Origin of the sequence: Flavobacterium magnum (assembly GCF_003055625.1) — a bacterium.
Taxonomy (GTDB): Bacteria; Bacteroidota; Bacteroidia; order Flavobacteriales; family Flavobacteriaceae; genus Flavobacterium; species Flavobacterium magnum.
The window spans coordinates 323645-349138 of sequence record NZ_CP028811.1 but is presented as its reverse complement, the minus strand read 5'-3'; the positions used below and the strand labels follow the sequence as shown (position 1 = coordinate 349138).

Below are 25494 nucleotides of genomic sequence, written 5' to 3'. Positions count from 1 at the left end.
ATAATCCGGCGGTTATTCCACCCAGATCTTAATCGAGGCGGCAGCAGTGCCCGGATTGCTGACCACCAGGAACGTACCTGCAGTCGCGAGGTTTGACGCCAGCCTGGATCGCGTTTGACTGTCGACAGGTATTTTTAACCAATAGCGCAAATTCGCAATCCACTCGATCAACATCCCACCAAAATACTTTATTATCTTTACAATCATGGTAGTAAATCGTCGCCATCAAACGAATCAGCTACACTATTAATCGGTATGAAAACCCTACTGTCCTTTCTCTTTTGCCTCCTACTGTATTTCATGCCCGCGCAGGCCTTCCCGCAATCTGAGTACAGTACACAGCGGCCCGCAGCCAATGATTCGCTGTACATCCGGGCCATTGCGGAGTATACCGTAGCGCTCAGCAAGGAACCACAACGGTCGATAGGTGACAATGTGCAACCCAAAACACTGTACCTCGCGCGCTGCACGTACCTGTTCGATCTGCCGGAAGTAATCAATGGCTACAGGGTTATGGTGCTTTGGCCGTCACAGCATGCCAGGCATCTTAAGGAAAATAATGGCCGGCTAGTCATCCTGGACCTATTGCCGCTGGCATTTGAAAACGGGCAGTTCAGCATCGACATCAAGCAGGCGCAGGCCAATACCTTAACGGCCCTTGACCATCTCGACTGGAACGACGGCGGCCTGGGCGTCACGTCCTTTTTCGATTTTAAAAACGGCAAGATGGTGTTCGACCACGCAAAGGTCACCGGCGCATTCCATAAGAAATAAGCCGAACTGCCGTTATACGTTCCGTATATCCCATACCCTTTGACAAACCCAATATTATGGCCTATAAAAACATCATATTCGATTTTGGCGGTGTCCTTGTAGACTGGAACCCGAGGTACCTTTATCAAGACCATTTCAAGGACCCCGAACAGATGGAGTGGTTCCTTAAGAACATCTGTACTGACGAATGGAACATCGAGCAGGACCGCGGACGCACCCTGTCAGAAGCGACTGCGATGCTGCAACGGCAATTCCCTGAACATCATGATGCTATCGGGCTGTATTATGGGAAATGGGAAACCATGCTGCGCGGCGAGATTCCCGGAACGGTCGCGCTGCTGCACCGGCTCAAGGAAAAGGGGTTCCCTTTGTACGGCCTGACAAACTGGTCCGCCGAGACAATCGGGATCGCCTACCGCCGGTTTGCCTTTTTCGGGCTGTTTGACGGCATCGTCGTCTCAGGTACCGAAAAGCTCATCAAGCCTGACCCGGCGATCTACCGCCTGCTGTTCGAAAGGTATAAACTCAAGGCTGAAGAATGCATTTTTATCGACGACAATATCCACAATGTCAACGCTGCGCGCGGGCTCGGTATCCATGCGATCCATTTTAAGGATCCGGTACAGCTCGAAAATGAGCTCGCCGCGGTTGTCAGTTTGTAGGTCTGCCACAACCGTCATCCGCAATAAAGCAAAGTTCTCCTTGCGGATTTGTCGTGTATTGCCTGATGCGCTTTCGGGAAAGTTTGGATGCCCGATCAATGTAATTGCTTTTGGTCAGCGCAGTAGGGCAGGAACGATGTCACTTCCGGCGGCAATTTTTTTTCCGTAAATCCGTTACCAGACAACCAAACCCATCATATGAAAATCATTACTTCCGTCTTATTGCTCTGCGGATTTTGCGCGCTGGGGCAGCCCACCCCGGGCGATCACGATTTTTACAAGGCGCTCCAGGCCAGCGCAGGCTACAGTTATGTGGGGGCGCAGGACGGCAACCAGGCGTATCATTTTGCCGAGATCGGAGTCAACCGAGCGCGCTACGGCGGCAGGCATGGCGGCGGATTCGAATATGGTATCAGTACCGATGTCGGCCTTAATACCCACAAGCTGGTCGTGGGGCCCAAAGTTGAAGGCATCATGTATTTCCAGCTGCTGGCCGTAGGCGCCGCTTTGGGCGCTTACACCGATTTTGATGCGTTCTCGCCAAGGCTCGTGCCCATTTTCGGCTTGGGGGGACCGAAGTTTCGCCTCACATTCAACCCACACATCAAGTTGCGCAACAAGGATGTGCTGCCGGTTCCGGGTCTTGTGAACCTTACGGTAAACTTCACGCTCGACCGCAAGCCGATGGATAAATAGGTGAGGCATGGGTTTTTCCATTTGTTGCTGCACCGTTACTGCTACAAACCAAAAAACCCGGCTCATCACTGAACCGGGTTTCTTATGAATTAATAATCGTATGGGATTACTCCTGCGGGGTCTGCTGGTTGTCAGCATTGTCGCGGTTGTCATCCCTTCTTTCAGGACGTGGGCCACGGTCGCGGTTCCTGTCATCACGACGGTCGTCCCTTCTCGGGCCGCGGTCGTCACGACGCTCCGGGCGTGGGCCACGGTCTTCGCGAGGGGCATTTTCATCCCTTGGTGGCCTTGGCATCAGGGCTTTCCTTGATACCTTCTCTTTACGCGTCTTAGGATCGATACCGATGTATTTCACCATAAAGACATCGCCCATATTGACTACGTCAGATACGTTTTCAGTACGTGCCCAATCCAGTTCGGATACGTGCAGCAGGACTTCATTGCCCGGCGCCTGGGTATATTCCACCACGGCCCCGAAATCGAGCATCTTGATCACTTTCACCTCGTAGGCCTCACCGACAGTCGGCTTGAACGTCAACGAGTCGATCTTGGCCAATACCGCTGCGATACCTTCCGGACTTGTTCCAAGGATTTCTACAACGCCCTGCTCGTCTACTTCGTTGATCACGATAGTGGTGCCTGTGGCTTTCTGCAGTTCCTGGATCACTTTTCCGCCCGGTCCGATCAGCGCACCGATGTATTGTCCCGGGATGGTCGTCATGATGATCTTCGGAGCAAAACGTTTCACTTCCGGCCTTGGCGTGTCCATCACTTCGGTCAGTTTGCCAAGGATGTGCAAACGGCCATCACGGGCCTGGTTTAGGGCCTGTTCCATGATTTCATAGCGCAGTCCGTCAATCTTGATGTCCATCTGGCAGGCGGTAATACCGTCAGCCGTTCCGGTTACTTTAAAGTCCATGTCACCCAGGTGGTCTTCGTCCCCAAGGATGTCAGACAATACCGCGAAACGCTCGCCGTCGGTAATCAGTCCCATGGCAATACCGGATACCGGTTTGATCATTTGTACACCAGCGTCCATCAGCGCCAAAGTTCCAGCACAAACGGTCGCCATGGACGATGACCCGTTGGATTCCAAAACTTCCGAAACAACGCGGATGGTATATGGGTTTTCAGCAGGGATCATGTTTTTGAGCGCACGCTGCGCCAGGTTTCCGTGTCCTACCTCACGGCGTGAAGTTCCGCGCAGCGGCTTCGCTTCACCGGTAGAGAACGGTGGGAAGTTGTAGTGCAGGTAGAATTTCTCTTCTCCTTGCTCAGAAGGTGAATCAATTTGGTTGGCTTCCCTGGAAGTTCCCAAAGTGACCGTGGCCAGCGCCTGGGTTTCACCCCTGGTAAAGAGTGCAGAGCCGTGTACCCTTGGAAGGTAATCCACTTCGCACCAGATTGGGCGGATTTCTGTAGTTTTCCTTCCGTCAAGGCGCAGTCCTAAATCAAGGATTACGTTACGGACGGCTTCTTTATTGGTTTTGTAAAAATACTTGCTGATCAGATCGCCGTTTTCCAGCTGCTCTTCTTCGGTAAACAGGGTTTTCACCTCTTCCTTGATCTCTGCAAATTTTTCTGAACGCTCGTGCTTGGCTGATCCGACTTTCGCTACTTCGTAGATTTTGTCGTAAGCTGCAGCTTTTACCTTGGCATAGATCGCCTCATCTTCGCGCTCTTCGTCGTAGCTACGGATGTCTTTCTTTCCGAAAGCGGCCTGAAGGCGTTCCTGTGCAGCGATCTGGATCTTGATGGCTTCGTGTGCGAATTTGATCGCATCGATCATTTCCTGCTCTGAAATTTCCTTCATTTCACCTTCCACCATCGCGATAGAATCCTTGGAAGCCCCGATCATCATGTCGATGTCAGACTCTTCGAGTTGCGCACGGCTTGGGTTGATCACGAATTCGCCATTGATTCTTCCCACCCTTACTTCCGAAATCAGTGTTTCGAAAGGAATGTCTGAAAGCGCCAATGCCGCTGAAGCCGCCAGTCCTGCCAATGAGTCGGGCATCACTTCTTCGTCATGTGACATCAATTGGATCATTACCTGCGTTTCAGCATGGTAATCATCCGGGAACAGCGGACGCAATACGCGGTCTACCAACCTCATGGTAAGTACTTCGGCATCGCTTGGCCTGGCTTCCCTTTTGAAAAATCCACCCGGGAAACGTCCCGCAGCAGCGAATTTCTCACGGTAATCCACCGTTAATGGTAAAAAGTCCACGCCCGGACTTGCTTTGCGGGCAGACACTACTGTTCCTAACAGCATGGTGTCTCCCATTCGTACGACTACGGAGCCGTCGGCTTGTTTCGCCAGTTTTCCAGTCTCGATCGAGATGGTCCTGCCATCCCCTAAATCGATAACCTCTTTAGTTACGTTTGGAATCATAAAATTTTAATTCACTTAATTAAACAATGGGTTGCAGTTGTGTTGTTGTGTGTAGTTGTTTAAGAACCCAATGAAAAACCAAACTTTTTTTATCTATCCGGGCCCGCGGCCAGGATATGCTGTATAAGGCGGATGCCTTTTTGTGAAAAAAAAAGAGGCGCGTGGGCACCTCTTCTTTATCGGATTATTTCCTGATATTCAATTCTTTGATGATCTCACGATACCTGTTGATGTCTTTTTTCTTCAGGTAATCCAGCAGGCTCCTTCTTTTACCTACCAGTAACACCAGTGAACGCTCGGTGTTGAAATCGTGGCGATTTTTTTTCAGGTGCTCTGTCAGGTGTGAAATCCTGTGTGTAAACAGGGCAATCTGTCCTTCAGCGCTTCCTGTGTTTGTTGCTGAACCTCCGTGCTTAGCGAAGATTTCTTCTTTAACTTCCTTAGTTAAGTACATGCCAATATTATTTAAATGATTATTATGTATGTATCCATCTTTTGGATACGGGTGCAAAAGTAGTGTTTATTTTTTGAAATCCAAGGGAAAGTTTCAAAAGTTCCCGGTCGCGCGGGTTGCAGGTTCTGGTTAAAGAGATACAAATTGCGCTCTTTGAGCAATTCCTTCAGCATCAGGCAAAGTGCTAAGGTGTTCAGTTACTGACGAAATTATTTTTCAAGTAATTTAGCCACTTCCTGATTTACATATTCGAGGAAACGCTCGTCCGCCTCGGTAAATGCGTCGAGATCTTCGGAGTCAATATCGATCTGCCCTACATTTTCACCATTGACGAATAAAGGGATGACAATTTCCGATTTCACCGTAAAGGAGCAGGCAATGTAGTTGTCCTGCGCGGTGACATCAGGTACTACAAAATTCTGGTTGGACACGGCAACCTGTCCGCAGATGCCTTTGCCGAATGGGATAATCGTATGGTCAGTGGGTTCGCCTGCATAAGGGCCCAGCTTGAGCTCTTCCTTGTCGCCATTGCGGAAATAAAAACCAACCCAGTCGTAATAGTCGACATTGTCGCGCAATAAGTGGCAAACCTGCATCAGTTTGTCTTCGAACAATACATTGGCATGGTGTAAAATATCGGCCACTTTTGGTTTTAACTCCTCGAAGGTCATCTTTTAGTTTTTTACAAAAGTAGTTCATCGCCCCAACTTAATTTTTATAAATTTGTTAAAAATTTTTATGAAATCTTACCTGCAGCAGTATAAGCCGTTTCTGATTTTCCTCGGGAAATTCCTATGCAGTTATTTCCTGATGCTGTTTCTTTATCAACTGTATCTCAACAGTTTCAACGCCGCGATATTCGAGCCCGACGGGGCGACCAGACTCGTGTCGGAAAACACTGTATGGTTTTTGAAGGCCACAGGGCACAACGCTGAAATTTTCCCACATCCGAGGGAGTCTTCCTATAAGCTCTTCCTTGACGGGCACCCCATTGCGCGTATCGTCGAAGGCTGTAATGCGGTAAGCGTGATGATCTTATTTGCAGCTTTTATTGTGGCTTTCAGCGCGAAATTTTTACGCACCTTTATTTACATCCTTGCCGGCATCCTGCTGATCCATGTGCTTAACGTCATCCGCGTTGGGCTGATCTCGGTGGCGATGCAAAAGTACCCTGCATACAAAGGACTGCTGCACGATGTGATTTTTCCACTGTTTATTTATGGTGTGGTGTTCGGACTTTGGGTGCTCTGGATCAACAAATATTCGACTTATGCTAAAAAAAATCCTCGCACATAAGCTGCGTGCCCTGGCGTTCATCGGCCTGGTGTGCCTGATGGCCATGGTCCGGATTTTCGAATCCTCCCTGTTTTACGACCCGTTTCTGGGTTACTTTAAAAGTGAGTTTACGGGTAGGCCGCTGCCGGAATTTGATACGATCAGGCTCACATTCAGCCTGTTTTTCCGATATGTTCTCAATACCGTGATTTCGCTGGGACTGATTTACGTTGCTTTCCGCCAAAAAAGGATGGTGGCATTTTCTGCCTTGCTGTATATCATTTTCTTCCTCCTGCTGATGGTGGCGTTTTTCGTTATCCTGTATGCTTTTGGCAACAACGCCACACTCGAATTATTTTATGTCAGGCGGTTCCTGATCCAGCCTATTTTCGTGATCTTATTTCTCGCAGCATTTTATTACCAGGAACATGCAGCCAAAAAATAACATGAATTTGGGTTTGTTTGCAACGTTTTTAAATATTTTTGCAAAATGAAATTCCAAAAGTCGACATGTCTGATTCTTGCCATGCTGGTGCTGTTTTCGAACGCCGGGCTGGCTTTCAGTCTGCACTTTTGTGAAGGGAAAGTGGCTGCGGTGTCTTCCGTGTTCCACTCCGGGCCGGTTTGTGAAATGGAAAAACAACCCATAAAAAAGACCTGCTGCGCAAAAAAGAAGGCTGAAAAGCACAGGAAATGCTGCTCAGACAAGAAAGTGTCGCTGACGTCAAAATCAGACAATGGCATCTTTAAAAATGTAGCGTTCCAGTTTGAGGCGACTTTCCCGAAACATGAACCCCTTAATCCAACGCAGGAAAAAGCGACCGTTCTCCGCGGTCCTGAAAAAACCATCCGTTACTACTGCGATGCGCATTCGCCGCCGCTGTACCTACTGTATTCCCACTGCATACTTTACGCCTGATTGTAACGTTCGATTCATCGTTTGCGATAGTCATTTACGAACATTAAAATCAATTTATGCAAAAAATATTCAGACTGCTTTTGCTGCTGATTCCCGTTTTTACAATGGCCCAGGAAGCTGATACGCTTCAGGAAGTAAAAATTGAGGTCAGGGACAGGGGCTTAAAAAAATCACAGCGCACGACCGCCAATGTGGTGACGCTTACCGGCAGGGAACTCCTCAAGGCAGCCTGCTGCAACCTTGCAGAGAGTTTCGAGACCAACCCGTCAATTGACGTGAATTTCCCCGATGCACTCACCGGAACCAAACAAATCCGGATGCTCGGACTCACAAGTCCTTACTTAATGATTACCGAAGAGAATATCCCATCGGTACGAGGTGCTTCCCAGGCCTACGGGTTGTCGTTTACGCCAGGCACCTGGGTGGAAAGCATCCAGATCACGAAAGGCGCCGGCTCGGTGGTAAACGGCTACGAGAGTATTTCGGGACAAATCAATACCGAACTGATCAAGCCGCTCGGCGACATCCCGTTTTTTCTGAACGTGTACGGGTCAACCGACAGCCGTTTTGAAGCGAACGTGCATGCCAACAGGAAAATTTCTGACAAGTGGTCGACCAGCCTTTTTGTACATGGGAATACCCGCTTGTCAAAAAACGACATGAATGACGACGGGTTCCTCGACAACCCGATCGGGCAACAGGTTAATGTGCTGAACCGCTGGCAATACAATGACGCGGAAAAGGGCTTGGTCAGTTTTATCAATTTCAGGTTTATGGATGACGCCAAGCAAACCGGCGAAACCGGTTTTGATAAAAGTCGGGACCGCGGTACAACGCGATCCTGGGGTTCCGAGATCAATACGCGCAGGGTCGATTTGTCGGCAAAAGTCGGTTACGTTTTTCCGGACATGCCGTTTCAAAGCATCGGGTTCCAGAATGCGTTCAACACGCACGACCAGCAATCCTACTTCGGGCTGAACCGGTATGATATCCGCCAAGACAGTTATTATTCGAACCTGATCTTCAATTCAATCATCGGAAACACGATGCATAAGTTTGCAGCAGGCCTTAATTTTACCTATGACCGCTACCGCGAATATGTATTGGTTCCCGACATCGACAGCAATTTTAACAGGATTGATAATTCGGTCGGCAGTTTCTTTGAGTACACTTATGACAATACCGACGATTTCAGCATCGTTGCCGGAGCGCGACTGGACAAGCACAACCGTCTCGGTGCCTTTTTTACGCCGCGGATCCACCTGCGTTACAACCCTTGGGAAAAGGGTGTTTTGAGAGTTTCTGCCGGAAGGGGCAAGCGCGCGGCGAATATCTTTGCTGAAAACCAGCAACTTTTTGCCAGCTCAAGGTCGTTTGACATTTTGGATGCCAACGGCAGGATTTATGGGTTGGATCCTGAAATCGCATGGAACTACGGCCTGAGTTTTTCGCAGCAGTTTTTTCTTTTCGGGCATGCTGCCGATGCAGGGTTTGATCTTTTCCGTACGGACTTCAGCAACCAGGCCATCGTCGATTTGTATGGCAGTCCGCAGCGCGTTACTTTTTACGGCGGAACATCCACGGCAAACAGTTTGCAGGTGGAATTCAATTTTGGACTGGCCGAAAACCTGCATTTCAGGACCGCATATAAATTGTATGACATTAAAGCGGACTATCTCTCAGGAGCCGCCGAGCGTCCGTTGCAGGCGAGGCACCGTTTCTTCGGCAATGCGGCCTACGAAACCGGGAAATCAGCGCGGGGCGCGCAATGGAAATTCGATTACACCTACAATTGGATGGGCAAACAGCGCCTTCCTTTTACCGGCACCAATCCCGCTGCAGAACAATTGCCAGATTTTTCGCATGCCTTTTCGCTGATGAATGCGCAGGTGACAAAAGTGTTTTCTCCCGTGTTCGAAGTCTATGCCGGCGCGGAAAACCTGGGAAATTACCGTCAGCAGAAAGCCATTCTGGGAAGTGCGCAGCCGTTTGGCCCGAATTTTGACACCTCCATAGTTTATGCTCCGGTATTCGGCAGGATGCTGTATGCGGGGCTTCGTTTTAAAATCAAATCTTAAATATTACCATTATGAAAAATATCCTTATCGTTTTATCATTCGTGATCGGGCTTGCTGCCAATGCACAGGAAAAGAAAAACAAGAACGCCAAATACAATGTAGAAGTTAACGGGAATTGCGATCAATGCAAAAAACGGATTGAGAAGGCAGCATTCAGCGTACCCGGGGTAAAATCAGCCGCGTGGAACGTAGAAAGTCACCAACTCAGTGTCATCCTGAATGAAGAAAAGGCTTCGATTGCTGATGTGGAGAAAGCGGTGGCTAAGATCGGGCACGATACAGAGACGCAAAAGGCAAGCGACGAAGTGTACGAGAAGCTGCATTCGTGCTGTAAATATGACCGGAAATAACAAATTGCCGTTACCGTTAATAAAACCAAAAAAAGAAACATAAGATTGTGTGTCCGTTAAATAATACGTATTTTCACGCACGCAATTTTTACCTTAAAGACAACCAGCATGACCGATTTTCATTGGAAGAACTTACTGAATCCCGAGTATTATATCAATCTTGAAATCGGGGGCGTGCACGTAGGCTTATGGGTAGTTTTGTTTATCATTTTTGCGGAGACTGGGCTTTTTGCCGGGTTTTTCCTGCCGGGTGACAGTTTGCTTTTCCTGGCCGGGATTTATGCCACGGGTTATTATCAGGATGGGGTATACGTACCCGGACTCGTAGACCAGATGTTCCATCTCGACAGCGCTTTCCTGAACGTTATGGCGCTTTCGACTTTCGTCGCGATTGCAGGGATCTTAGGCAATATCGTCGGATATTGGTTCGGCTCAAAAAGCGGTACCTACCTTTACAACAGGCAGGACAGTTTCTGGTTTAAAAAGAAATACCTGATCCAGTCGAGGGATTTCTTTGAAAAGCACGGAGGCCGCGCCATCATCTTTTCGCGTTTCCTGCCGATTTTCAGGACATTCGCCCCGATTGTTGCCGGGATTGTCGCAATGGACAAAAAGAAATTCATGTTTTACAATGTTGTCAGTTCCTTCCTTTGGTCATTTACGCTGATATTTGCGGGAAATTACCTGTACAAATACCTAAAGGAAAGCTACCAGATCGATCTTAAGGACCACATTGAACTCATCATCATCGGACTGGTCGGTATAACGATTATCCCGGTGATCTACAAATTCGGGAAAAAGACAGTGACCCATTCAGAAGAATAGAGAAAGCCGGCGTTATGCCGGCTTTTTTAATTGACTGTTATCGTCCTGACTTCTGAAATCAGTTTTCCTTCGGGCGTCATGCCTTCGATCAGCAGCTTGACATTTCGTTTTCCTGTCGCGGGTAGCTGCAAAGTAAAGCCCCCGTTATCGTCGGTAATGATATTCGGTATCCAGTGCACTATGCCGAAATTCTCGAATCCTGCGTTCGATTTGTCTGAATAATCGGCATTGGTGAAAGGCCGTATCATCTGGTATCCGTCAATCTTAAAGTCGACAATGTTCGTCTTGGGTTCTTTGCCCGGATATTGGCCAACTTTCTTCCTGTAGATTTTTATTACGCCGATATTGTTGTTTACCGAAGAGACAATCGCTGTCGAACTGATGTAGATTTCGTCAATATCATCCATACGCATGCCGTCGAGTTCGCCAAAATCCATCATACGGAAATTGTCTAGATACACGACGGGTTCATTGCGTTGTCCGTTTATTGTGGTGCGCGACCGACCGTAAATAGCGACATTGTTCAGGTTCCTGACTACATCGAATCCGTGGTTTCGTATAAAATTCAGCACATCGAGTCCATTGTTTTCGGCAGTGATTTTGTAGCCCTTGAGCAAGGCGTTGCCATATCCCATCTGCCGTGTGAGCTTGTATTTGTTATCCACTTTCACTTCGTCAAGGCGGATGACATCCTTTTCATTGAAGTCGGGAAAAATCAGGTCGATTGAATCAAGTTTTGGCACGCATGCCGCTCCCGGACGGTAAGGGAACTTAAAACTGCGGCTGGCGTTGATGACTTTCACGGCCATCTTTGCAGGCAAAGGGTTGCTCAACTCCGGCGGTTTTACGAATGAGACGCTGCCTTGCGCCCCATCGGGAGCTACCAGATTTTTAAAGTAAAATTCGTTGTTGCTGTCAATTGTCGCCATCTCGCGGATCCCGGAAAACAGCGAGAACAACTTCATCATGTATTTATCGATGTTCCCTTGTTTGTGATTCAGGGTGCCTTTGACTGTCAGGCCATAGTCAAACTCGTACGTGCGTGCCGGCGGCCCTGCAGCTATCGCGCTCCAGCTGTATTTGAGTTTCCTTTGGTTTAAAAGCAGCAGGTCAAGCTCATAAAGGCGGGTTTTTGAAGGCTGGTCGAGATAATAGTGCGCGTTTGTTATCTTTTGCGCGAGGTAGGGGTTGATTAACAACGACGCGTACAAATCAGAATGCCCTTTATCTGCGAGCGTATTTTCGGGCAGGACCGAGATGCTCAGGTTGGCATGCGGGTATGGCGAACTGCCCGTAAATTGGTTCAGTTTGCCTGAAGGCGTAAGGTTTGCTGCGGGTGTATCGGCAGGTTTTTTGAACACCAGCCTTTGTGCAAGCATGTTTTTATCGGCGTCAAAGACAGTCACCGTATTTACGCCATCCGAGAGGTTGTCATTCATGAAGATGAGTTTTTGCTCTAACAGGCCGTTATTGAAATCGATGTCGAAAACCACGGCTTTTTCATCTTGGTTTACGCTCAGGAACAGCTTTTTTCCCGGAAGTGAATTGACGTAACCCGGATTGGCGCCGATCGTCACGTAGGTTTTATCGGGCGCCGCATAACTGTTCACATCCAACGTAATGCCTTGTTGCTGGGCAGGCGGAAGCGTGGCACTGACCTGTTGGCCGTTGAGGGTAAAAAATGCTTTGGTGATTGCGGATTCCGGAGTGAAATCAAATTTTCCGTAACCGAATTTATTCAGTGAAATCTTCATGATCTCTTTGCCATTTCCATCGGCGAGATAACCGTCTGTAAGGACAAGGGGCGCGCCGGTACAGTCCGTAACGCTGATTCCTACCACATTCCTGACGCCGAGGATAAGATTTCCACCACCCTGGGGATTGAATTCGATATTGACCTTAGAATAGTCGGGCTTGTCAGAAGGCAGCAGCGGCTTTTCGGTATTGACTACAGTGACCTTATATACCGACGATTCGTCTTCACTGAAATTATTCATCCAGTTCGTAAAAAACTGCAGGAAGTAAGTGCCTGAAGCATATTTTTTGCCCAGGGATATGTTGCCCGAAAAAGCGCCTCCGCTCGCAAAAACAAGCTGCTCATCGACTTTGTTTCCCTGTGAGTCGGTGAGGACGGCAAAGACATTGGTAGTCAGTAAAAAAGGCGTTGCGGTTTTCCGGTTCATGACATAGCCCTTAAACCAGATTTGCTCGTCGGAAAGAAAGACGTCTTTGTCGAGCTGGACGTGGATGGCTTCTCGGTAAAGTCTGAAATATTCTGTGAAACGCGATGAGATTTCTTTCTTTATGGAATCATTTTGGGAAAACGAGAGGAAAGAAGTAAGGCTGATTAATAGTAAGGCTGATTGGCGGATAATTGTCCTCATATGACTTTTTTTAAGTTTATGGAGATAAATTTAAAAGATAAATTGAAATATCCTTCAGATTTGCGAAAAAAAAAGGGCGTCCCAAATCGGGGCGCCCTTATGTATTTAAAATGCGATGATATTACATCATGCCCGGCATTCCGCCGCCCATTGGCATTCCGGCGCCGGCATTTTCTTCTTTGATGTCGACCAATGCACATTCGGTAGTCAGGATCATTCCTGCAACAGAAGCGGCATTTTCGAGCGCGACACGGGTCACTTTCTTAGGGTCGATGATACCGGCTTTGAGCATGTCTACATACTCATCGGTTTTGGCATTGTAGCCGAAATCTCCGGAACCATCCGCGACTTTCGCCACAACAACCGATCCTTCAAGACCTGCATTTTCCACGATAGTCCTCAAAGGCGCTTCCACGGCACGGGACACGATCTGGATTCCGGTCGCTTCATCGGCATTGTCCGCTTTAACATCCTTAAGTACCGCCTTCGCCCTGAGCAACGCCACGCCACCACCGGCAACAATGCCTTCCTCTACGGCGGCACGGGTCGCGTGCAACGCATCGTCAACACGGTCTTTTTTCTCTTTCATTTCCACTTCCGAAGCCGCACCAACGTAAAGAACAGCCACGCCGCCTGCGAGTTTGGCCAGACGTTCCTGCAACTTCTCGCGGTCATAGTCGGATGTGGTGGTTTCCATCTGGATCTTGATTTGGTTTACACGGTTCTTAATGAGCTCCGCATCACCGGCACCGCTTACGATAGTGGTATTGTCCTTGTCAATGCTGACCCTTTTTGCTGTTCCAAGCATATCCAGCGTAGCATTTTCAAGCGTGTAACCTTTCTCTTCAGAAATAACCGTGCCGCCTGTCAGGATCGCGATGTCGTCAAGCATGGCTTTTCTCCTGTCCCCGAATCCCGGTGCCTTTACCGCTGCAATTTTCAGTGCGCCACGGAGTTTGTTCACCACAAGCGTAGATAAGGCTTCCCCGTCAACATCTTCGGCAATGATCAATAAAGGCTTTCCTGATTGTGCCACAGGTTCTAATACCGGCAGCAACTCCTTCAGTGAAGATACTTTTTTATCGTAAAGGAGGATGTATGGGTTTTCCAGTTCGGCTTCCATTTTCTCAGGATTCGTTACAAAGTATGGAGAAAGGTAGCCGCGGTCAAATTGCATGCCTTCCACAACGTCTACATACGTATCGGTTCCTTTGGCCTCTTCGACGGTAATGACGCCTTCTTTTCCTACTTTGGCGAAAGCCGTAGCAATGAGCTCACCGATGATCTCGTCATTATTGGCAGAAATTGACGCGATCTGCTTGATTTTTTCAGAGTCGCTGCCAACCACTTTTGCTTGTTTGGCCAGGTCGCCTACAATCGATTCCACCGCTTTGTCAATGCCTCGTTTCAGATCCATCGGATTGGCACCGGCGGCTACGTTTTTCAAGCCTTCCTTTACAATGGCCTGCGCCAGAACGGTCGCGGTCGTGGTGCCGTCTCCAGCCAGGTCATTGGTTTTTGAAGCCACTTCCTTTACCATTTGTGCGCCCATGTTTTCCAACGGGTCTTTCAATTCAATTTCTTTGGCTACGGTCACACCGTCTTTGGTTACGTTTGGTGCGCCGAATGATTTCCCGATAATGACATTACGTCCTTTAGGGCCCAGTGTCACTTTTACTGCATTAGCCAATGCGTCAACGCCGCGCTTGAGTCCGTCGCGCGCTTCAATGTCGAATTTAATATCTTTTGCCATATTTAATGTTGTTTAGTTTGTTTTAGATGATTGCCAGGATGTCGTCTTCGCGCATGATCAGGTAGTCTTTTCCTTCGAATTTGAGTTCGGTGCCGGCGTATTTCCCGTACAATACCGTGTCGCCAACCTTAACGGTCATAGCGTGTTCCAAAGTACCGTTACCTACGGCGACTACCGTTCCTTTTTGCGGTTTTTCCTTCGCCGTATCCGGAATAAAAATCCCTGAAGCCGTTTGCGTTTCAGCGGCTACAGGCTCGATCAGTACACGATCGGAAAGTGGTTTAATGTTTAAAGCCATAATATTTAAATTTGGTTATTATAATTTGATTGTCCGGGTTTTTGTCATAAACCATGCCAGCGGCAGGCATTCTGACAAAATTTCAGCTAAAAAAAATGCCGGCATGTCGCCGGCATTTCTGTATCATTGTAAAGGTATTTATTTTTTCTCTGTTGCCGGTGCTTCAGCAGGTGCGGCTGCAGGCGTCGCAGCGTCTGTCGGTTTTGCAGGCGTTGCGGCAGGAGCGGCAGGTTTTGCGGCTTCAACAGGTGCGATCGGTGGTGCTGCTACGGTATCATCACTGAATTTCATTCCTGAAAGAAGAATCAGCATTACTAAAATCCCGGCCAGCGTCCAGGTACTTTTATCAAGGAAATCGGTTGTTTTCTGTACACCGCCCAATTGCTGTGATCCACCTAATGATGACGACAGGCCGCCTCCTTTGGGGTTTTGTACCATAATCACGATGATCAATAGGAAACACACTATGGCGATCAGCGCTAAAAAAACTATAATCATATTTTCTGAATTTAATTGTTATTCTGTTGTAAAATCCTGATGTCCGAAATTCGGTCTGCAAATAAACTACTTTTTTCCGGATATTTCAAAATTAAAATTTCATACGCCTGAATCGCCTTATTATATTTCTTCTGCTCAAGATACACCTTGGCAAGGGTCTCGGTCATCAGCGAACCCGTATCTTCAGTGCCACGTGCGGTGGCCAATGTTATAGGCTCGCTGTTACGCACAGGGGCAATTTTCGGATTGGCCTCAATAAACCGGTCGATCAGGGCGAGTTTTTTCTTTTTTTCCTCGTTGTCGTCCTGGGTTATGTGCGGAGTTTCCCGCTCAATCGGCTTGACTGAAGCCAGTTGCAGCCATTCGCTGAAGGAATGTTTTTCGCCGGAAAAGTCCAGTGGCCTGCCGATTTGCAGCTTCTCCTCGACAGTCGGACTGGTTTGGGAGGTTTCGGGTGACGCTTCCTTAATGGAATGTAAGATTGAACGCTCCAACGGATCAATTGCGGCTTCCAATTCCGTTTCCCAGCGCACCCACTCGCTTTCATTGACCGTGATCTCACGGATCATCGCTTCTTTCTCGGCAAAAAACTGCTGCTGCAATGTCTTGAAATCGCCTGAGGTGATAAAGTCGAACAGCACACTGCGGTCAGTCGTGTAGGCTGCCGTTACCTTTAACTGCTGGTTGTACCTGAAGCTGTCCTGGTTGTAAAGTCCCTTGAGGTGTAATGCCCGGGCGCTCTGTAAATATGGAAATTCATGGATGATGCGTTCCAACGCGAACGTATGCCGGTCGTTAACGGCATCGGGTTTGTTCAATATATAGGTGTAGTCGGAAACGTTCATGCTGTGTCAGTTTACCATTTTGCCAATGACGCATTGAAGACGTCCTGGGTGATACGCTCATAGATCGCGTTGACTGCTTCGGTGAGCTGGGCGCCCACCAGTTGCTCTGATCCACCGTAGTCGAAGAAAAACGAAAAAGGTTTTTCAAAGCTTTCATCTTCCTTGTTTTTATTGGTAAACCGCACGTTGACGGTGATGGTGAGCCTGTTTTGCGCCGCACGCTGATCAGCAGTGGCCTGCATCGGCGACACGCGGAAGTCAGTGATTTCGCCTTCATACACGAGGTCGGCACCGGAATTGGTAAGGCTCAGGTTCGTCTGGTTCTGGATTAATTCCTGCAATTGTTGCGTAAAGGTGCGCTCGATACCCGGCTGCACCAGGTCGGCGTTATTCTGGAAGTAATTCACCTGAAAGGTCTTGGCGTCAATCGGCTTGGCGCCGGTAAAGTTGTAGGCACCGCAGCTGCCCGCCATCAAAGCGGTCAACACCAGCACCGTTAGTAGAAGTATTTTTTTCATATGGAAGCAAAGGCCAAAGATATTGAATTTCAGCGGCAATCCTATAAATCAAACTGCTTGATTTTGCGGTAGAGTGTCCTTTCGGAAATGCCCAGCTCATCCGCAGCAGCCTTTCTTTTTCCCTTATTTTTTTCCAACGACTTCTTGATCATCTCAATTTCTTTTTGCTCGAGGCGCAGCGTCTCTTCCTCTTCGACTGTTTCGGCAAACAGGTAATTGTCCTCGCGCTCATTTTTGAAATGTTCCTGCTGCGGCTTGGTAATTACCGGCAGCATGGAAAGGCTGTGTTCCTGCGGCTCATCAAAATCAAAATTGTTTTCACTATTGTCATTGCCGTAAATTTTACGGATCAGGTTCGGATTGGTTTCCTGTACTTTAGAAGTGCCGTTTTTCATCAACTCCATTGTGAGCTTCTTGAGGTCATTCAGGTCGCTTTTCATGTCAAAAAGCACCTTGTACAATATTTCCCTTTCGGTACTGAAATCACTTTCCGGTTTTCCGGCCTTGATGACCGATGGTAGGTTACTGCCTTCCGACGGGAGATACGACTGCAGGATGGATGCTGAAATATCGCGGTTGGTTTCGAGCACCGACACCTGTTCGGCAACGTTGCGCAACTGGCGAATGTTGCCGCTCCAGCGGAATTTCTGCAGCAGGTCGACCGCCCGTTCGTCGAGTTTTAACGGAGGCATCTTATATTTGTGCGCAAAATCCGAGGCGAATTTCCTGAACAGCAAATGGATGTCATCCTTGCGTTCGCGCAGTGCCGGAAGCATGATGTCTACGGTACTCAGCCTGTAATACAGGTCCTCGCGGAATTTTCCCTTTTCGATCGCGTCGAACAAATTCACGTTGGTCGCCGCCACGATGCGCACATTGGTTTTCTGTACCTGTGACGATCCTACCTTGATAAACTCACCATTTTCAAGTACGCGCAGCAAACGGACCTGTGTAGTCAACGGGAGCTCTCCTACTTCATCAAGGAAAATGGTTCCTCCGTTTGCCACTTCAAAATATCCTTCACGGGTTCCTGTTGCTCCGGTAAACGCCCCTTTCTCATGTCCGAACAGTTCGCTGTCAATCGTTCCTTCAGGTATGGCGCCGCAGTTCACCGCGATATATTTACCGTGCTTGCGGTGTGAGAGCGAGTGGATGATTTTCGGGATGCTTTCTTTCCCAACGCCACTTTCACCGATTACGAGAACGGTGATATCAGTAGGCGCCACCTGAATCGCTTTTTCAATTGCGCGGTTCAGTTTTGGGTCGTTACCGATGATTTCAAACTTTTGTTTTATGGCTTGTACGGATTCCATACTATTGGTTTTAATGGTTGCAATTTAGCCGGATTGGATAAAATTTTTCTTACAGTTAAATAGCAAAAGCTTATATTTCTTCCCTTTGGTTCATGTCGCTGTAGCCAATAGCCGTGCCGATCAGCGTGCCGCTCGTACAATCGGTGATGACCACATTTACGAAGTCGCCCATTTTGTAATGCGCCTTTGGAAATACGACCATGATGCTTTGCGAATTTCGTCCTGACCAGTCATTGGGTGATTTTTTGGATTCTTTTTCAATCAGTACTTCGACTGTTTGTCCTAAAAATTCATTGGTACGGAAGGCGCTGTGTTCGCGTTGCAGCGCAACAATCTCCTGGAGGCGGCGCAGTTTCACTTCCTCGGGCACATCGTCTTCCATCTTTCGGCCGGCCAAAGTTCCGGGCCTTTCGGAATAGGCGTACATATAACCGAAACCATATTTCACAGCTTCCATAAGATCTAATGTATCCTGGTGGTCCTGTTCGGTTTCAGTCGGAAAACCTGCAATCATATCCTGGGTAATGCTGCAATCGGGGATAATCCTTTTGATATTGTCAATCAGCGTCAGGTACTCGGCACGCGTGTGCAATCGATTCATTTCCTTCAGGATCCTGTCGCTGCCCGATTGTACCGGCAGGTGGATGTGCTTGCAGATGTTCGGGTATTTTGCGATCACGTGCAAAACGGCCTCATGCATGTCCTGTGGGTTGGAGGTGGAAAAGCGGATGCGCAGTTTCGGGAACGCGACAGCCACCATCTCGAGCAATTGGTCAAAACCTACGGCAGTGGCCTTCTGCATGTCAGAAGCCTTTTCAAAATCCTTTTTCAGTCCGCCGCCATACCATAAGTAGCTGTCGACATTCTGGCCTAATAGTGTGATTTCCTTGTAGCCTTTCTGCCAAAGGTCGGCAATTTCAGACATGATGCTCTGTGGTTCGCGGCTGCGTTCGCGGCCCCTTGTGAAAGGTACTACGCAGAACGTACACATGTTATCGCAGCCTCGTGTGATCGATACGAAAGCGGTGACTCCGTTGCTCATCAGCCTCACCGGTGAGATGTCACCATACGTTTCTTCTTTGGAAAGAATGACGTTTATGGCGTCGTTTCCCGCCTCGACTTCCTTTAATAAATTCGGTAAATCTTTATAAGCATCGGGCCCGACGACGAGGTCGACAATTTTTTCTTCTTCAAGGAACTGGCTTTTGAGCCTTTCGGCCATGCAGCCCAACACGCCGACTTTCATCTTCGGGTTTTGGCGGCGCTTTACGGCATTGTATTTTTCGAGACGTTTGCGTACGGTTTGCTCCGCCTTGTCGCGGATGGAGCAGGTATTGACGAGCACCAGGTCGGCTTCTTCAAGGATCTGCGTGGTATTGAAACCATTTTCCAGAAGGATTGAGGCAACGACTTCGCTGTCCGAAAAATTCATCGCACAGCCGTAGCTTTCGATAAAAAGCTTTTTGGTATTCCCCGACTTTTGTTCCAATACGAGGCTTTCGCCCTGTTTGCTTTCTTCAATAATCTTTTCCATATTCAGTGACACGTTCCTTTTTTGAGGGGCTCAAAGATAGTGGAAATCGATTGAATATGACAACTTGGCAGGCGGAGTTTAACAAATTCTTTATTTTGCAGTAACTCTTCGCGCGGAAGGATTAGCGACTTGGCACCATGACAGCCTGTAACCCAAAAAATAAAGCTAAAAGCAATACTACAAAGATTAAGAAGTACATACTGTTCCTAAAGTTGTGCGTTTTGTTAATCTTGTCGTCCTGCCGCTGGCAGATCATTTCGTAGGTAGCGCAGATTAAAACCAATGACATTACGAAAATGTTCCGGAAAAAATTCGTCAATAGGGATTTTAACTTTCATAATCTGCAACAGCAGATGGGCGAATATGGCCGTCCACATCCCAATTCTGCTGATCTTTCGTAGTGGCTGCTGGGTTTTGGTGATTTCCATAAAATTGTTTTAAGCGTTTTTGGAATTCAAATCTATGCAAATTATCGATAGCTTAAGTGCGGGAAATTACGTGATTATCATAAAAACATACCGTCTAAACCGCATTGCTTTTCTCCCGACTTTTAAGATGATAATATATATAGGTATGACGAGGAATTTCCTACTTACTCTTGTTATTTAAAAAAAACCTATACTTTTGCGAACAACAAAAAGTGGATTATGGCAAAGAATTTAGTGATCGTGGAGTCGCCTGCTAAGGCAAAAACAATAGAGAAATTCCTTGGTGCCGACTTCCAGGTGGAGTCGAGTTACGGCCATATTGCCGATCTTCCTTCCAAAGAAATCGGGGTTGATGTAGAGAACGGCTTCAAGCCTAGGTATGAGGTCTCGCCCGATAAGAAAGCTTTGGTAAGCAAACTCAAAACCCTGTCAAAGAATGCTGAAATGGTCTGGCTCGCTTCCGATGAGGACCGTGAAGGGGAAGCCATTTCGTGGCACCTTGCAGAAGAACTGAAACTCGACAGCAAGAAGACAAAAAGGATCGTTTTTCATGAAATTACCAAGTCGGCCATCCTGAAAGCCATCGACAATCCACGTGAAATAGACTATAATCTTGTCAATGCACAACAGGCACGCCGTGTGTTGGACCGTCTTGTAGGATATGAATTGTCACCGGTGTTGTGGCGTAAAGTCAAAGGCGGATTATCAGCCGGCCGCGTGCAATCTGTAGCGGTTCGTTTGATTGTCGAAAGGGAGCGCGAGATCCAGGACTTTAAATCAGTAGCCACGTATTCTGTCACGGCAGAATTCATCAACGAAGCCGGAAAATCGTTTAAGGCAAAGCTTCCGAAAAACTTTGGTACTAAAAAAGAAGCTGAGGATTTCCTCAATAAGAACGCAGGATCATTATATAAGGTTTCGGACCTGGAAACCAAGCCCACAAGGAAATCGCCCGCGGCACCATTCACCACATCGACTTTGCAGCAGGAAGCTGCCAGGAAATTATACCTTCCGGTAGGCATCACGATGCAGTTGGCGCAAAGGCTGTATGAAGCCGGATTGATCACTTATATGAGGACCGACAGCGTGAACCTTTCGCAGGAAGCCATGGGTGCCGCCAAGGCAGAAATTATCGCTTCGTACGGAGAGCAATTTTCAAAGCCGCGTACGTTTGCAAACAAGAGCAAAGGCGCGCAGGAAGCGCACGAAGCCATTCGCCCGACGGACATGTCAAGGCATACCGTCAATATCGACCGCGATCAGGCAAGGCTTTACGAGCTGATCTGGAAACGGACGCTCGCCTCGCAAATGAGCGACGCGGAACTGGAACGTACCAATGTCAAGATTGAAGCCAACAACCACGGCGAATTGTTTACGGCTACGGGTGAAGTCCTGTTATTCGAAGGCTTTCTCAAGGTGTATCTCGAAGGCCATGATGACGATGAGGAGGAACAGGAGGGAATGCTGCCCGCACTGAAAGTCGGTGAGCGGTTGCAAAACTCCTACATCACTGCAACCGAAAGATATTCAAGACCGGCCGCACGGTATACGGAAGCTTCGCTGGTTAAGAAATTAGAGGAACTTGGTATCGGAAGGCCGTCGACGTACGCCCCGACGATTTCGACGATCATCAATAGGAATTATGTCGAGAAAGGAAACCTTGAAGGGCAGGAACGCGCCTATACACAGCTGACCCTGGCTTCCGGGACAATTTCGGAAAAACAGCTCAGGGAAAATACCGGTTCTGATAAGGGCAAGCTCGTCCCGACTGACATTGGGATGATTGTGACCGACTTTCTGGTCAAGAATTTTGAGAATATTTTAGATTATAATTTTACCGCCAAAGTTGAGCAGGATTTTGACGAAATCGCCGAAGGAAATGTCAATTGGGCGAAAATGATGCAGGAGTTCTACAGCCATTTTCATCCGAATGTGAAGGAAGTCGAAGCCAATGCGGAACGCGAAAGCGGCGAGCGCATCCTGGGCACAGACCCTAAAACGGGCAGGCAGGTGAGCGTGCGGCTTGGGAAATTCGGACCGATGGCGCAAATCGGCGAGCCTGAAGACGATGATAAGTTGTTTGCCAGCCTGCGGGCAGACCAGAACATCGGCAGCATCAGCCTGGAAGAAGCGTTAAACTTGTTTTTGCTTCCAAAGCAACTCGGTACCTATCAGGGAGAGGAAGTGGAAGTGAACAATGGTCGTTTCGGGCCGTACGTGCGATTTGGGAAGGTGTTTATTTCGTTGCCCAAAGGGGAAGATCCGCTCGATGTAACCATGGAGCGCGCACAGGAAATCATCGATGAGAAATCAAAAGCCGATGCACCGATAGCACATTATAAAAATGAACCCGTACAGAAAGGGGTGGGACGTTTCGGACCGTTTATCAAATGGAGCGGGCTGTTCATCAACGTGAGTAAAAAATACAATTTTGACCACCTTTCGCAATCGGATATCGAAACCTTGATTGAGGAAAAACTACAGAAAGACATCGACAAGGTGCTTCAAACCTGGCCAGAAGAGGGAATCGTGATTGAAAAGGCACGCTGGGGACGCTCGGTCATTACCAAAGGAAAAATAAAGATCGAACTGAGCAAGGATGTAGATGCTTCAAAACTGACATTGGTCCAGGTTCAGGAAATGATTGAAAAGAAAACACCTAAAAAGGCAGCGAAAAAAACTGCGACGAAAACCGCAGCGAAAAAACCGGCGGCTAAGAAGGCAGTAGCTAAAAAGAAATAATATATATGGAACTGGATTTTCTGACACCCGTGGATCGTGACGTCATTGATTTCGCCGCTCAATTGTCGTCGCAGCACCTCGGAAGCAAAGTGGCGATGCACACGGAAACTGATTTTCCGGACCTTGATAAAATCAGGGTGGCGATTGTCGGGGTATTGGAAAACCGTGGACAGGCAGCCAGCTTTAATGAGGTAAACCTGATCGGTATCCGTAAGGAATTTTACGGGCTTTTCCCGGGGAACTGGGAAGGATCGATTGCCGATCTGGGGATATACTTCCCGGAAATGCACTCACTGACACGTACTATGCTGTACAGGCAGTCGTCGCTAATCTGGTGAAAAGAAATATTATACCTATAATTATAGGTGGTACGCAGGACCTGACTTATCCGTTGTACAGGGCGTACGATCAGCTGGAGCAGATGGTAAACCTGGTGTCCATCGACAGCCGGTTTGATTTCGGGAAACATGATAGTCCTGTAAGCGCGGATTCCTATCTGACCAAAATATTGATGGAAGAGCCGACGAACCTGTTCAATTTCAGCAACGTCGGGTATCAGACCTACTACAATTCGCAGGAGGAAATCGATTTGATTGAAAAGCTGTTCTTTGAGGCGTATCGGCTCGGCGAAGTGTCGGCCAATATCGCTATAGCCGAACCGGTTTTCCGCGACGCTGATGTCGTAAGCCTAGATTTAACATCCGTAAAGTCTTGTGATTCAGGTAATTTTGTTACTTTTACGCCTAATGGATTCAATGGCAAGGAAGTGTGTTCGCTGGCGCGTTACGCCGGCATCAGCGACAAGGTATCGTCTTTCGGGATTTTTAACCACAATAATTCCATGCAGGAATCTGTTTTGGTAGCCCAGATCATATGGTATTTTATTGAAGGATTTCACTACCGTTCAAACGAATATCCGTTTGGCAGCAAAGACAATTATCTTAAGTATACCGTTCCTACAGAAGATGAGTTCCTGGTATTTTACAAAAGCAATAAAACGGACCGTTGGTGGATTGAAATCCCGTTTGTTTCGACCGGAAATAATAAATTAAAAAGAAACACGTTATTACCGTGTTCCTATAAAGATTACGAAGAAGCGTGCCATCAGGAGCTGCCCGCGAGGTGGTGGAAAGCACAGCGAAAAAATATACTGTAAATCAGATGACTCGCTGTAAAAATGGCGATATTCACCTCTAATTTCACAGATTTTTAAGTTTTTGTTAGCAAAAAAATTGTTTTTTAAAAAAATAATAGATAGGTTTACGCCCTTAAAATTATGAATACATTTTAACCCAAATTTATATGAAGAAGTTCATTGCATTTGCAGCATTATCATCATTACTGTTCAGCTGTGGTTCAAGCGATAAAGGAGAACTTGTTGGAGTGAAAGGAAAGAAATGGCATCCGGAAAAACCTTACGGAATGTCATTGGTTCCGGGAGGCGCTTTTATCATGGGTAAATCAGATGATGATTTGGCTAATATAGGTGATGCTCCGACGAAAACAGTTACAGTACGTTCATTCTACATGGATGAGACGGAAATTACCAATAGCGAGTACCGTCAGTTTGTGGAGTGGGTAAAAGACTCTACAATCAGGGTTCGTCTGGCTATTTTAGCTGATGAAGTGGGTGGTGGAGCGCCTGCTGCCGGTGGCACGGGTGGTAAAAAGAGCGGCAAAGCGGGTGGAAGCATTAATGACTATGCGTTTAACGATGCTGATCCGGCAAAAATGACTCCTTATGACAAGTATATGTATGAAAACTACTACAGTGTAAGCGATGGTGAGGACATGTATGCAGGAAGGAGACTGAACAGGAAAATCAAGCTTCAGACCAACACCGCTAAGTATCCTGATGAGTATTATACTGAAGTAATGGACTCAATGTACATTCCTGTAGCTGAGTCTTATAACGGTTTGAGGACTATTGACGTGTCTAAATTAAAATTCCGCTATTCCTGGATGGATATCCAGGCGGCTGCCAAAGCTAAAAAAGGAAAGAGAAGTAAATTTATCAAAACAGAGCAGGAGCCTATTTATCCTGATACTACAGCGTGGATTAAGGATTTTGCCTATTCGTATAATGAGCCTATGCACAACGATTATTTCTGGCACCAGGCTTACAGTGAATACCCTGTAGTGGGAGTGAGCTGGAAGCAGGCAAAAGCATTCTGTGCATGGAGGACATTGAACAAGAACACTTATATTAAATCCAAAAAGAAACACCATGACCTCGTGAATTCATTCCGTCTTCCTACGGAGGCTGAATGGGAGTATGCTGCACGTGGCGGTCTCGAGTCTGCGACTTATCCATGGGGAGGTCCTTACGCTAAAAGTGACAGGGGATGTTTCCTGGCTAACTTTAAGCCTAACAGAGGTGACTATGCTGCAGATGGTGCATTGTATACCGTAGAAGCGAAATCCTACGATCCGAATGGTTACAATCTTTACAATATGGCCGGTAACGTGTCTGAATGGACGGATTCCTCTTATGATCCGGGAGCTTACGAATATGTGTCTACGATGAACCCGAATGTTCCTGACACTAAAAACCAACGCAAAGTAGTGCGTGGCGGTTCGTGGAAAGATGTTTCTTACTACCTCCAGGTAAGTACGCGTGATTTTGAATATGCTGATACTGCAAGAAGCTACATCGGATTCAGGACTGTACAGGATTACATGGGCCTACAGGTGACAGGTAACGCCCCAAAAAATTAAATTAACCAACTTTATAAACTATTCTAATTAACAAA

Annotated in this window: 24 protein-coding genes and 1 pseudogene; 12 read left to right on the top strand and 13 right to left on the bottom strand. The window is 47.5% G+C overall.

Annotated features, from left to right (window positions below; genetic code table 11):
• Positions 1 to 12: 12 nt before the first annotated feature.
• Positions 13 to 207: a hypothetical protein gene (locus tag HYN48_RS01270; protein WP_108369415.1), complete on the bottom strand. Its 195-nt coding sequence runs from the start codon at positions 205 to 207 to the stop codon at positions 13 to 15.
• A gap of 48 nt (positions 208 to 255) precedes the next feature.
• On the opposite strand from HYN48_RS01270, the gene HYN48_RS01265 reads away from it, so the two are divergent.
• The 3 genes from HYN48_RS01265 to HYN48_RS01255 all read left to right on the top strand — a co-directional run bounded on the left by HYN48_RS01265 (position 256) and on the right by HYN48_RS01255 (position 2132).
• On the top strand, positions 256 to 774 hold the full coding sequence (locus HYN48_RS01265; RefSeq protein WP_146171701.1) for a hypothetical protein: 519 nt from the start codon (positions 256 to 258) through the stop codon (positions 772 to 774).
• 56 nt (positions 775 to 830) lie between these two features.
• A complete protein-coding gene (locus HYN48_RS01260; RefSeq protein WP_108369413.1) occupies positions 831 to 1436 on the top strand; it encodes an HAD family hydrolase in 606 nt (201 codons plus the stop codon).
• A gap of 198 nt (positions 1437 to 1634) precedes the next feature.
• A complete protein-coding gene (locus HYN48_RS01255) occupies positions 1635 to 2132 on the top strand; it encodes a hypothetical protein (protein ID WP_108369412.1) in 498 nt (165 codons plus the stop codon).
• 106 nt (positions 2133 to 2238) lie between these two features.
• Here HYN48_RS01255 and HYN48_RS01250 read toward each other — a convergent pair whose 3' ends face one another.
• From HYN48_RS01250 to HYN48_RS01240, 3 genes are all read right to left on the bottom strand, one after another.
• The gene (locus HYN48_RS01250; RefSeq protein ID WP_108369411.1) at positions 2239 to 4527 is read right to left on the bottom strand and encodes a polyribonucleotide nucleotidyltransferase; all 2289 of its coding nucleotides are present in this window, start codon (positions 4525 to 4527) and stop codon (positions 2239 to 2241) included.
• A 184-nt stretch (positions 4528 to 4711) separates the two neighbouring features.
• The gene (gene rpsO, locus HYN48_RS01245; protein ID WP_108369410.1) at positions 4712 to 4981 is read right to left on the bottom strand and encodes a 30S ribosomal protein S15; all 270 of its coding nucleotides are present in this window, start codon (positions 4979 to 4981) and stop codon (positions 4712 to 4714) included.
• A gap of 209 nt (positions 4982 to 5190) precedes the next feature.
• Positions 5191 to 5652: a GAF domain-containing protein gene (locus tag HYN48_RS01240; RefSeq protein WP_108369409.1), complete on the bottom strand. Its 462-nt coding sequence runs from the start codon at positions 5650 to 5652 to the stop codon at positions 5191 to 5193.
• Between the two features lie 67 nt (positions 5653 to 5719).
• Between HYN48_RS01240 and xrtF the strand changes: the two genes are divergently transcribed.
• The 6 genes from xrtF (at position 5720) to HYN48_RS01210 (ending at position 10428) form a co-directional block, all read left to right on the top strand.
• Positions 5720 to 6277: an exosortase family protein XrtF gene (xrtF, locus tag HYN48_RS01235; protein WP_108369408.1), complete on the top strand. Its 558-nt coding sequence runs from the start codon at positions 5720 to 5722 to the stop codon at positions 6275 to 6277.
• Positions 6252 to 6701 (top strand): exosortase F system-associated membrane protein, encoded by a 450-nt coding sequence (locus HYN48_RS01230; RefSeq protein WP_108369407.1) that lies wholly within the window; start codon positions 6252 to 6254, stop codon positions 6699 to 6701. Before xrtF ends, HYN48_RS01230 begins: the two co-directional genes overlap by 26 nt.
• A gap of 45 nt (positions 6702 to 6746) precedes the next feature.
• Entirely contained in the window at positions 6747 to 7175 is a 429-nt protein-coding gene (locus HYN48_RS01225; protein WP_108369406.1) for an HYC_CC_PP family protein, read from the top strand.
• Positions 7176 to 7231: 56 nt separating this feature from the next.
• A complete protein-coding gene (locus HYN48_RS01220; protein WP_108369405.1) occupies positions 7232 to 9253 on the top strand; it encodes a TonB-dependent receptor plug domain-containing protein in 2022 nt (673 codons plus the stop codon).
• Between the two features lie 11 nt (positions 9254 to 9264).
• Entirely contained in the window at positions 9265 to 9603 is a 339-nt protein-coding gene (locus HYN48_RS01215; RefSeq protein WP_108369404.1) for a heavy-metal-associated domain-containing protein, read from the top strand.
• 108 nt (positions 9604 to 9711) lie between these two features.
• Positions 9712 to 10428 carry a DedA family protein gene (locus tag HYN48_RS01210; protein ID WP_108369403.1) on the top strand — a complete coding sequence of 239 codons (717 nt, stop codon included), beginning with the start codon at positions 9712 to 9714 and terminating at the stop codon, positions 10426 to 10428.
• 26 nt (positions 10429 to 10454) lie between these two features.
• Here HYN48_RS01210 and HYN48_RS01205 read toward each other — a convergent pair whose 3' ends face one another.
• The 9 genes from HYN48_RS01205 to HYN48_RS01165 form a co-directional block, all read right to left on the bottom strand.
• On the bottom strand, positions 10455 to 12812 hold the full coding sequence (locus tag HYN48_RS01205) for a hypothetical protein (protein WP_108369402.1): 2358 nt from the start codon (positions 12810 to 12812) through the stop codon (positions 10455 to 10457).
• Between the two features lie 121 nt (positions 12813 to 12933).
• Complete coding sequence (groL, locus tag HYN48_RS01200; RefSeq protein ID WP_108369401.1) at positions 12934 to 14565, bottom strand: chaperonin GroEL; 1632 nt, start codon at positions 14563 to 14565, stop codon at positions 12934 to 12936.
• Between the two features lie 22 nt (positions 14566 to 14587).
• Positions 14588 to 14863, bottom strand: a complete 276-nt coding sequence (locus tag HYN48_RS01195; RefSeq protein ID WP_108369400.1) for a co-chaperone GroES — start codon at positions 14861 to 14863, stop codon at positions 14588 to 14590.
• Between the two features lie 138 nt (positions 14864 to 15001).
• Positions 15002 to 15361 (bottom strand): preprotein translocase subunit SecG, encoded by a 360-nt coding sequence (gene secG, locus HYN48_RS01190; protein ID WP_108369399.1) that lies wholly within the window; start codon positions 15359 to 15361, stop codon positions 15002 to 15004.
• A gap of 11 nt (positions 15362 to 15372) precedes the next feature.
• Positions 15373 to 16206 carry a tetratricopeptide repeat protein gene (locus HYN48_RS01185; protein WP_108369398.1) on the bottom strand — a complete coding sequence of 278 codons (834 nt, stop codon included), beginning with the start codon at positions 16204 to 16206 and terminating at the stop codon, positions 15373 to 15375.
• Between the two features lie 11 nt (positions 16207 to 16217).
• A complete protein-coding gene (locus tag HYN48_RS01180; protein ID WP_108373249.1) occupies positions 16218 to 16724 on the bottom strand; it encodes an LptE family protein in 507 nt (168 codons plus the stop codon).
• A 41-nt stretch (positions 16725 to 16765) separates the two neighbouring features.
• Entirely contained in the window at positions 16766 to 18037 is a 1272-nt protein-coding gene (locus HYN48_RS01175) for a sigma-54 interaction domain-containing protein (protein WP_108369397.1), read from the bottom strand.
• 70 nt (positions 18038 to 18107) lie between these two features.
• Positions 18108 to 19571: a tRNA (N6-isopentenyl adenosine(37)-C2)-methylthiotransferase MiaB gene (gene miaB / locus HYN48_RS01170; RefSeq protein ID WP_108369396.1), complete on the bottom strand. Its 1464-nt coding sequence runs from the start codon at positions 19569 to 19571 to the stop codon at positions 18108 to 18110.
• A 224-nt stretch (positions 19572 to 19795) separates the two neighbouring features.
• The gene (locus HYN48_RS01165) at positions 19796 to 19999 is read right to left on the bottom strand and encodes a hypothetical protein (protein ID WP_108369395.1); all 204 of its coding nucleotides are present in this window, start codon (positions 19997 to 19999) and stop codon (positions 19796 to 19798) included.
• A gap of 219 nt (positions 20000 to 20218) precedes the next feature.
• Between HYN48_RS01165 and topA the strand changes: the two genes are divergently transcribed.
• From topA to porK, 3 genes and pseudogenes are all read left to right on the top strand, one after another.
• The gene (topA, locus tag HYN48_RS01160) at positions 20219 to 22741 is read left to right on the top strand and encodes a type I DNA topoisomerase (protein WP_108369394.1); all 2523 of its coding nucleotides are present in this window, start codon (positions 20219 to 20221) and stop codon (positions 22739 to 22741) included.
• Between the two features lie 5 nt (positions 22742 to 22746).
• Positions 22747 to 23897: pseudogene (locus tag HYN48_RS01155) on the top strand (formimidoylglutamase).
• 146 nt (positions 23898 to 24043) lie between these two features.
• The gene (porK, locus tag HYN48_RS01150; RefSeq protein WP_108369393.1) at positions 24044 to 25459 is read left to right on the top strand and encodes a T9SS ring complex lipoprotein PorK/GldK; all 1416 of its coding nucleotides are present in this window, start codon (positions 24044 to 24046) and stop codon (positions 25457 to 25459) included.
• Positions 25460 to 25494: the final 35 nt, after the last annotated feature.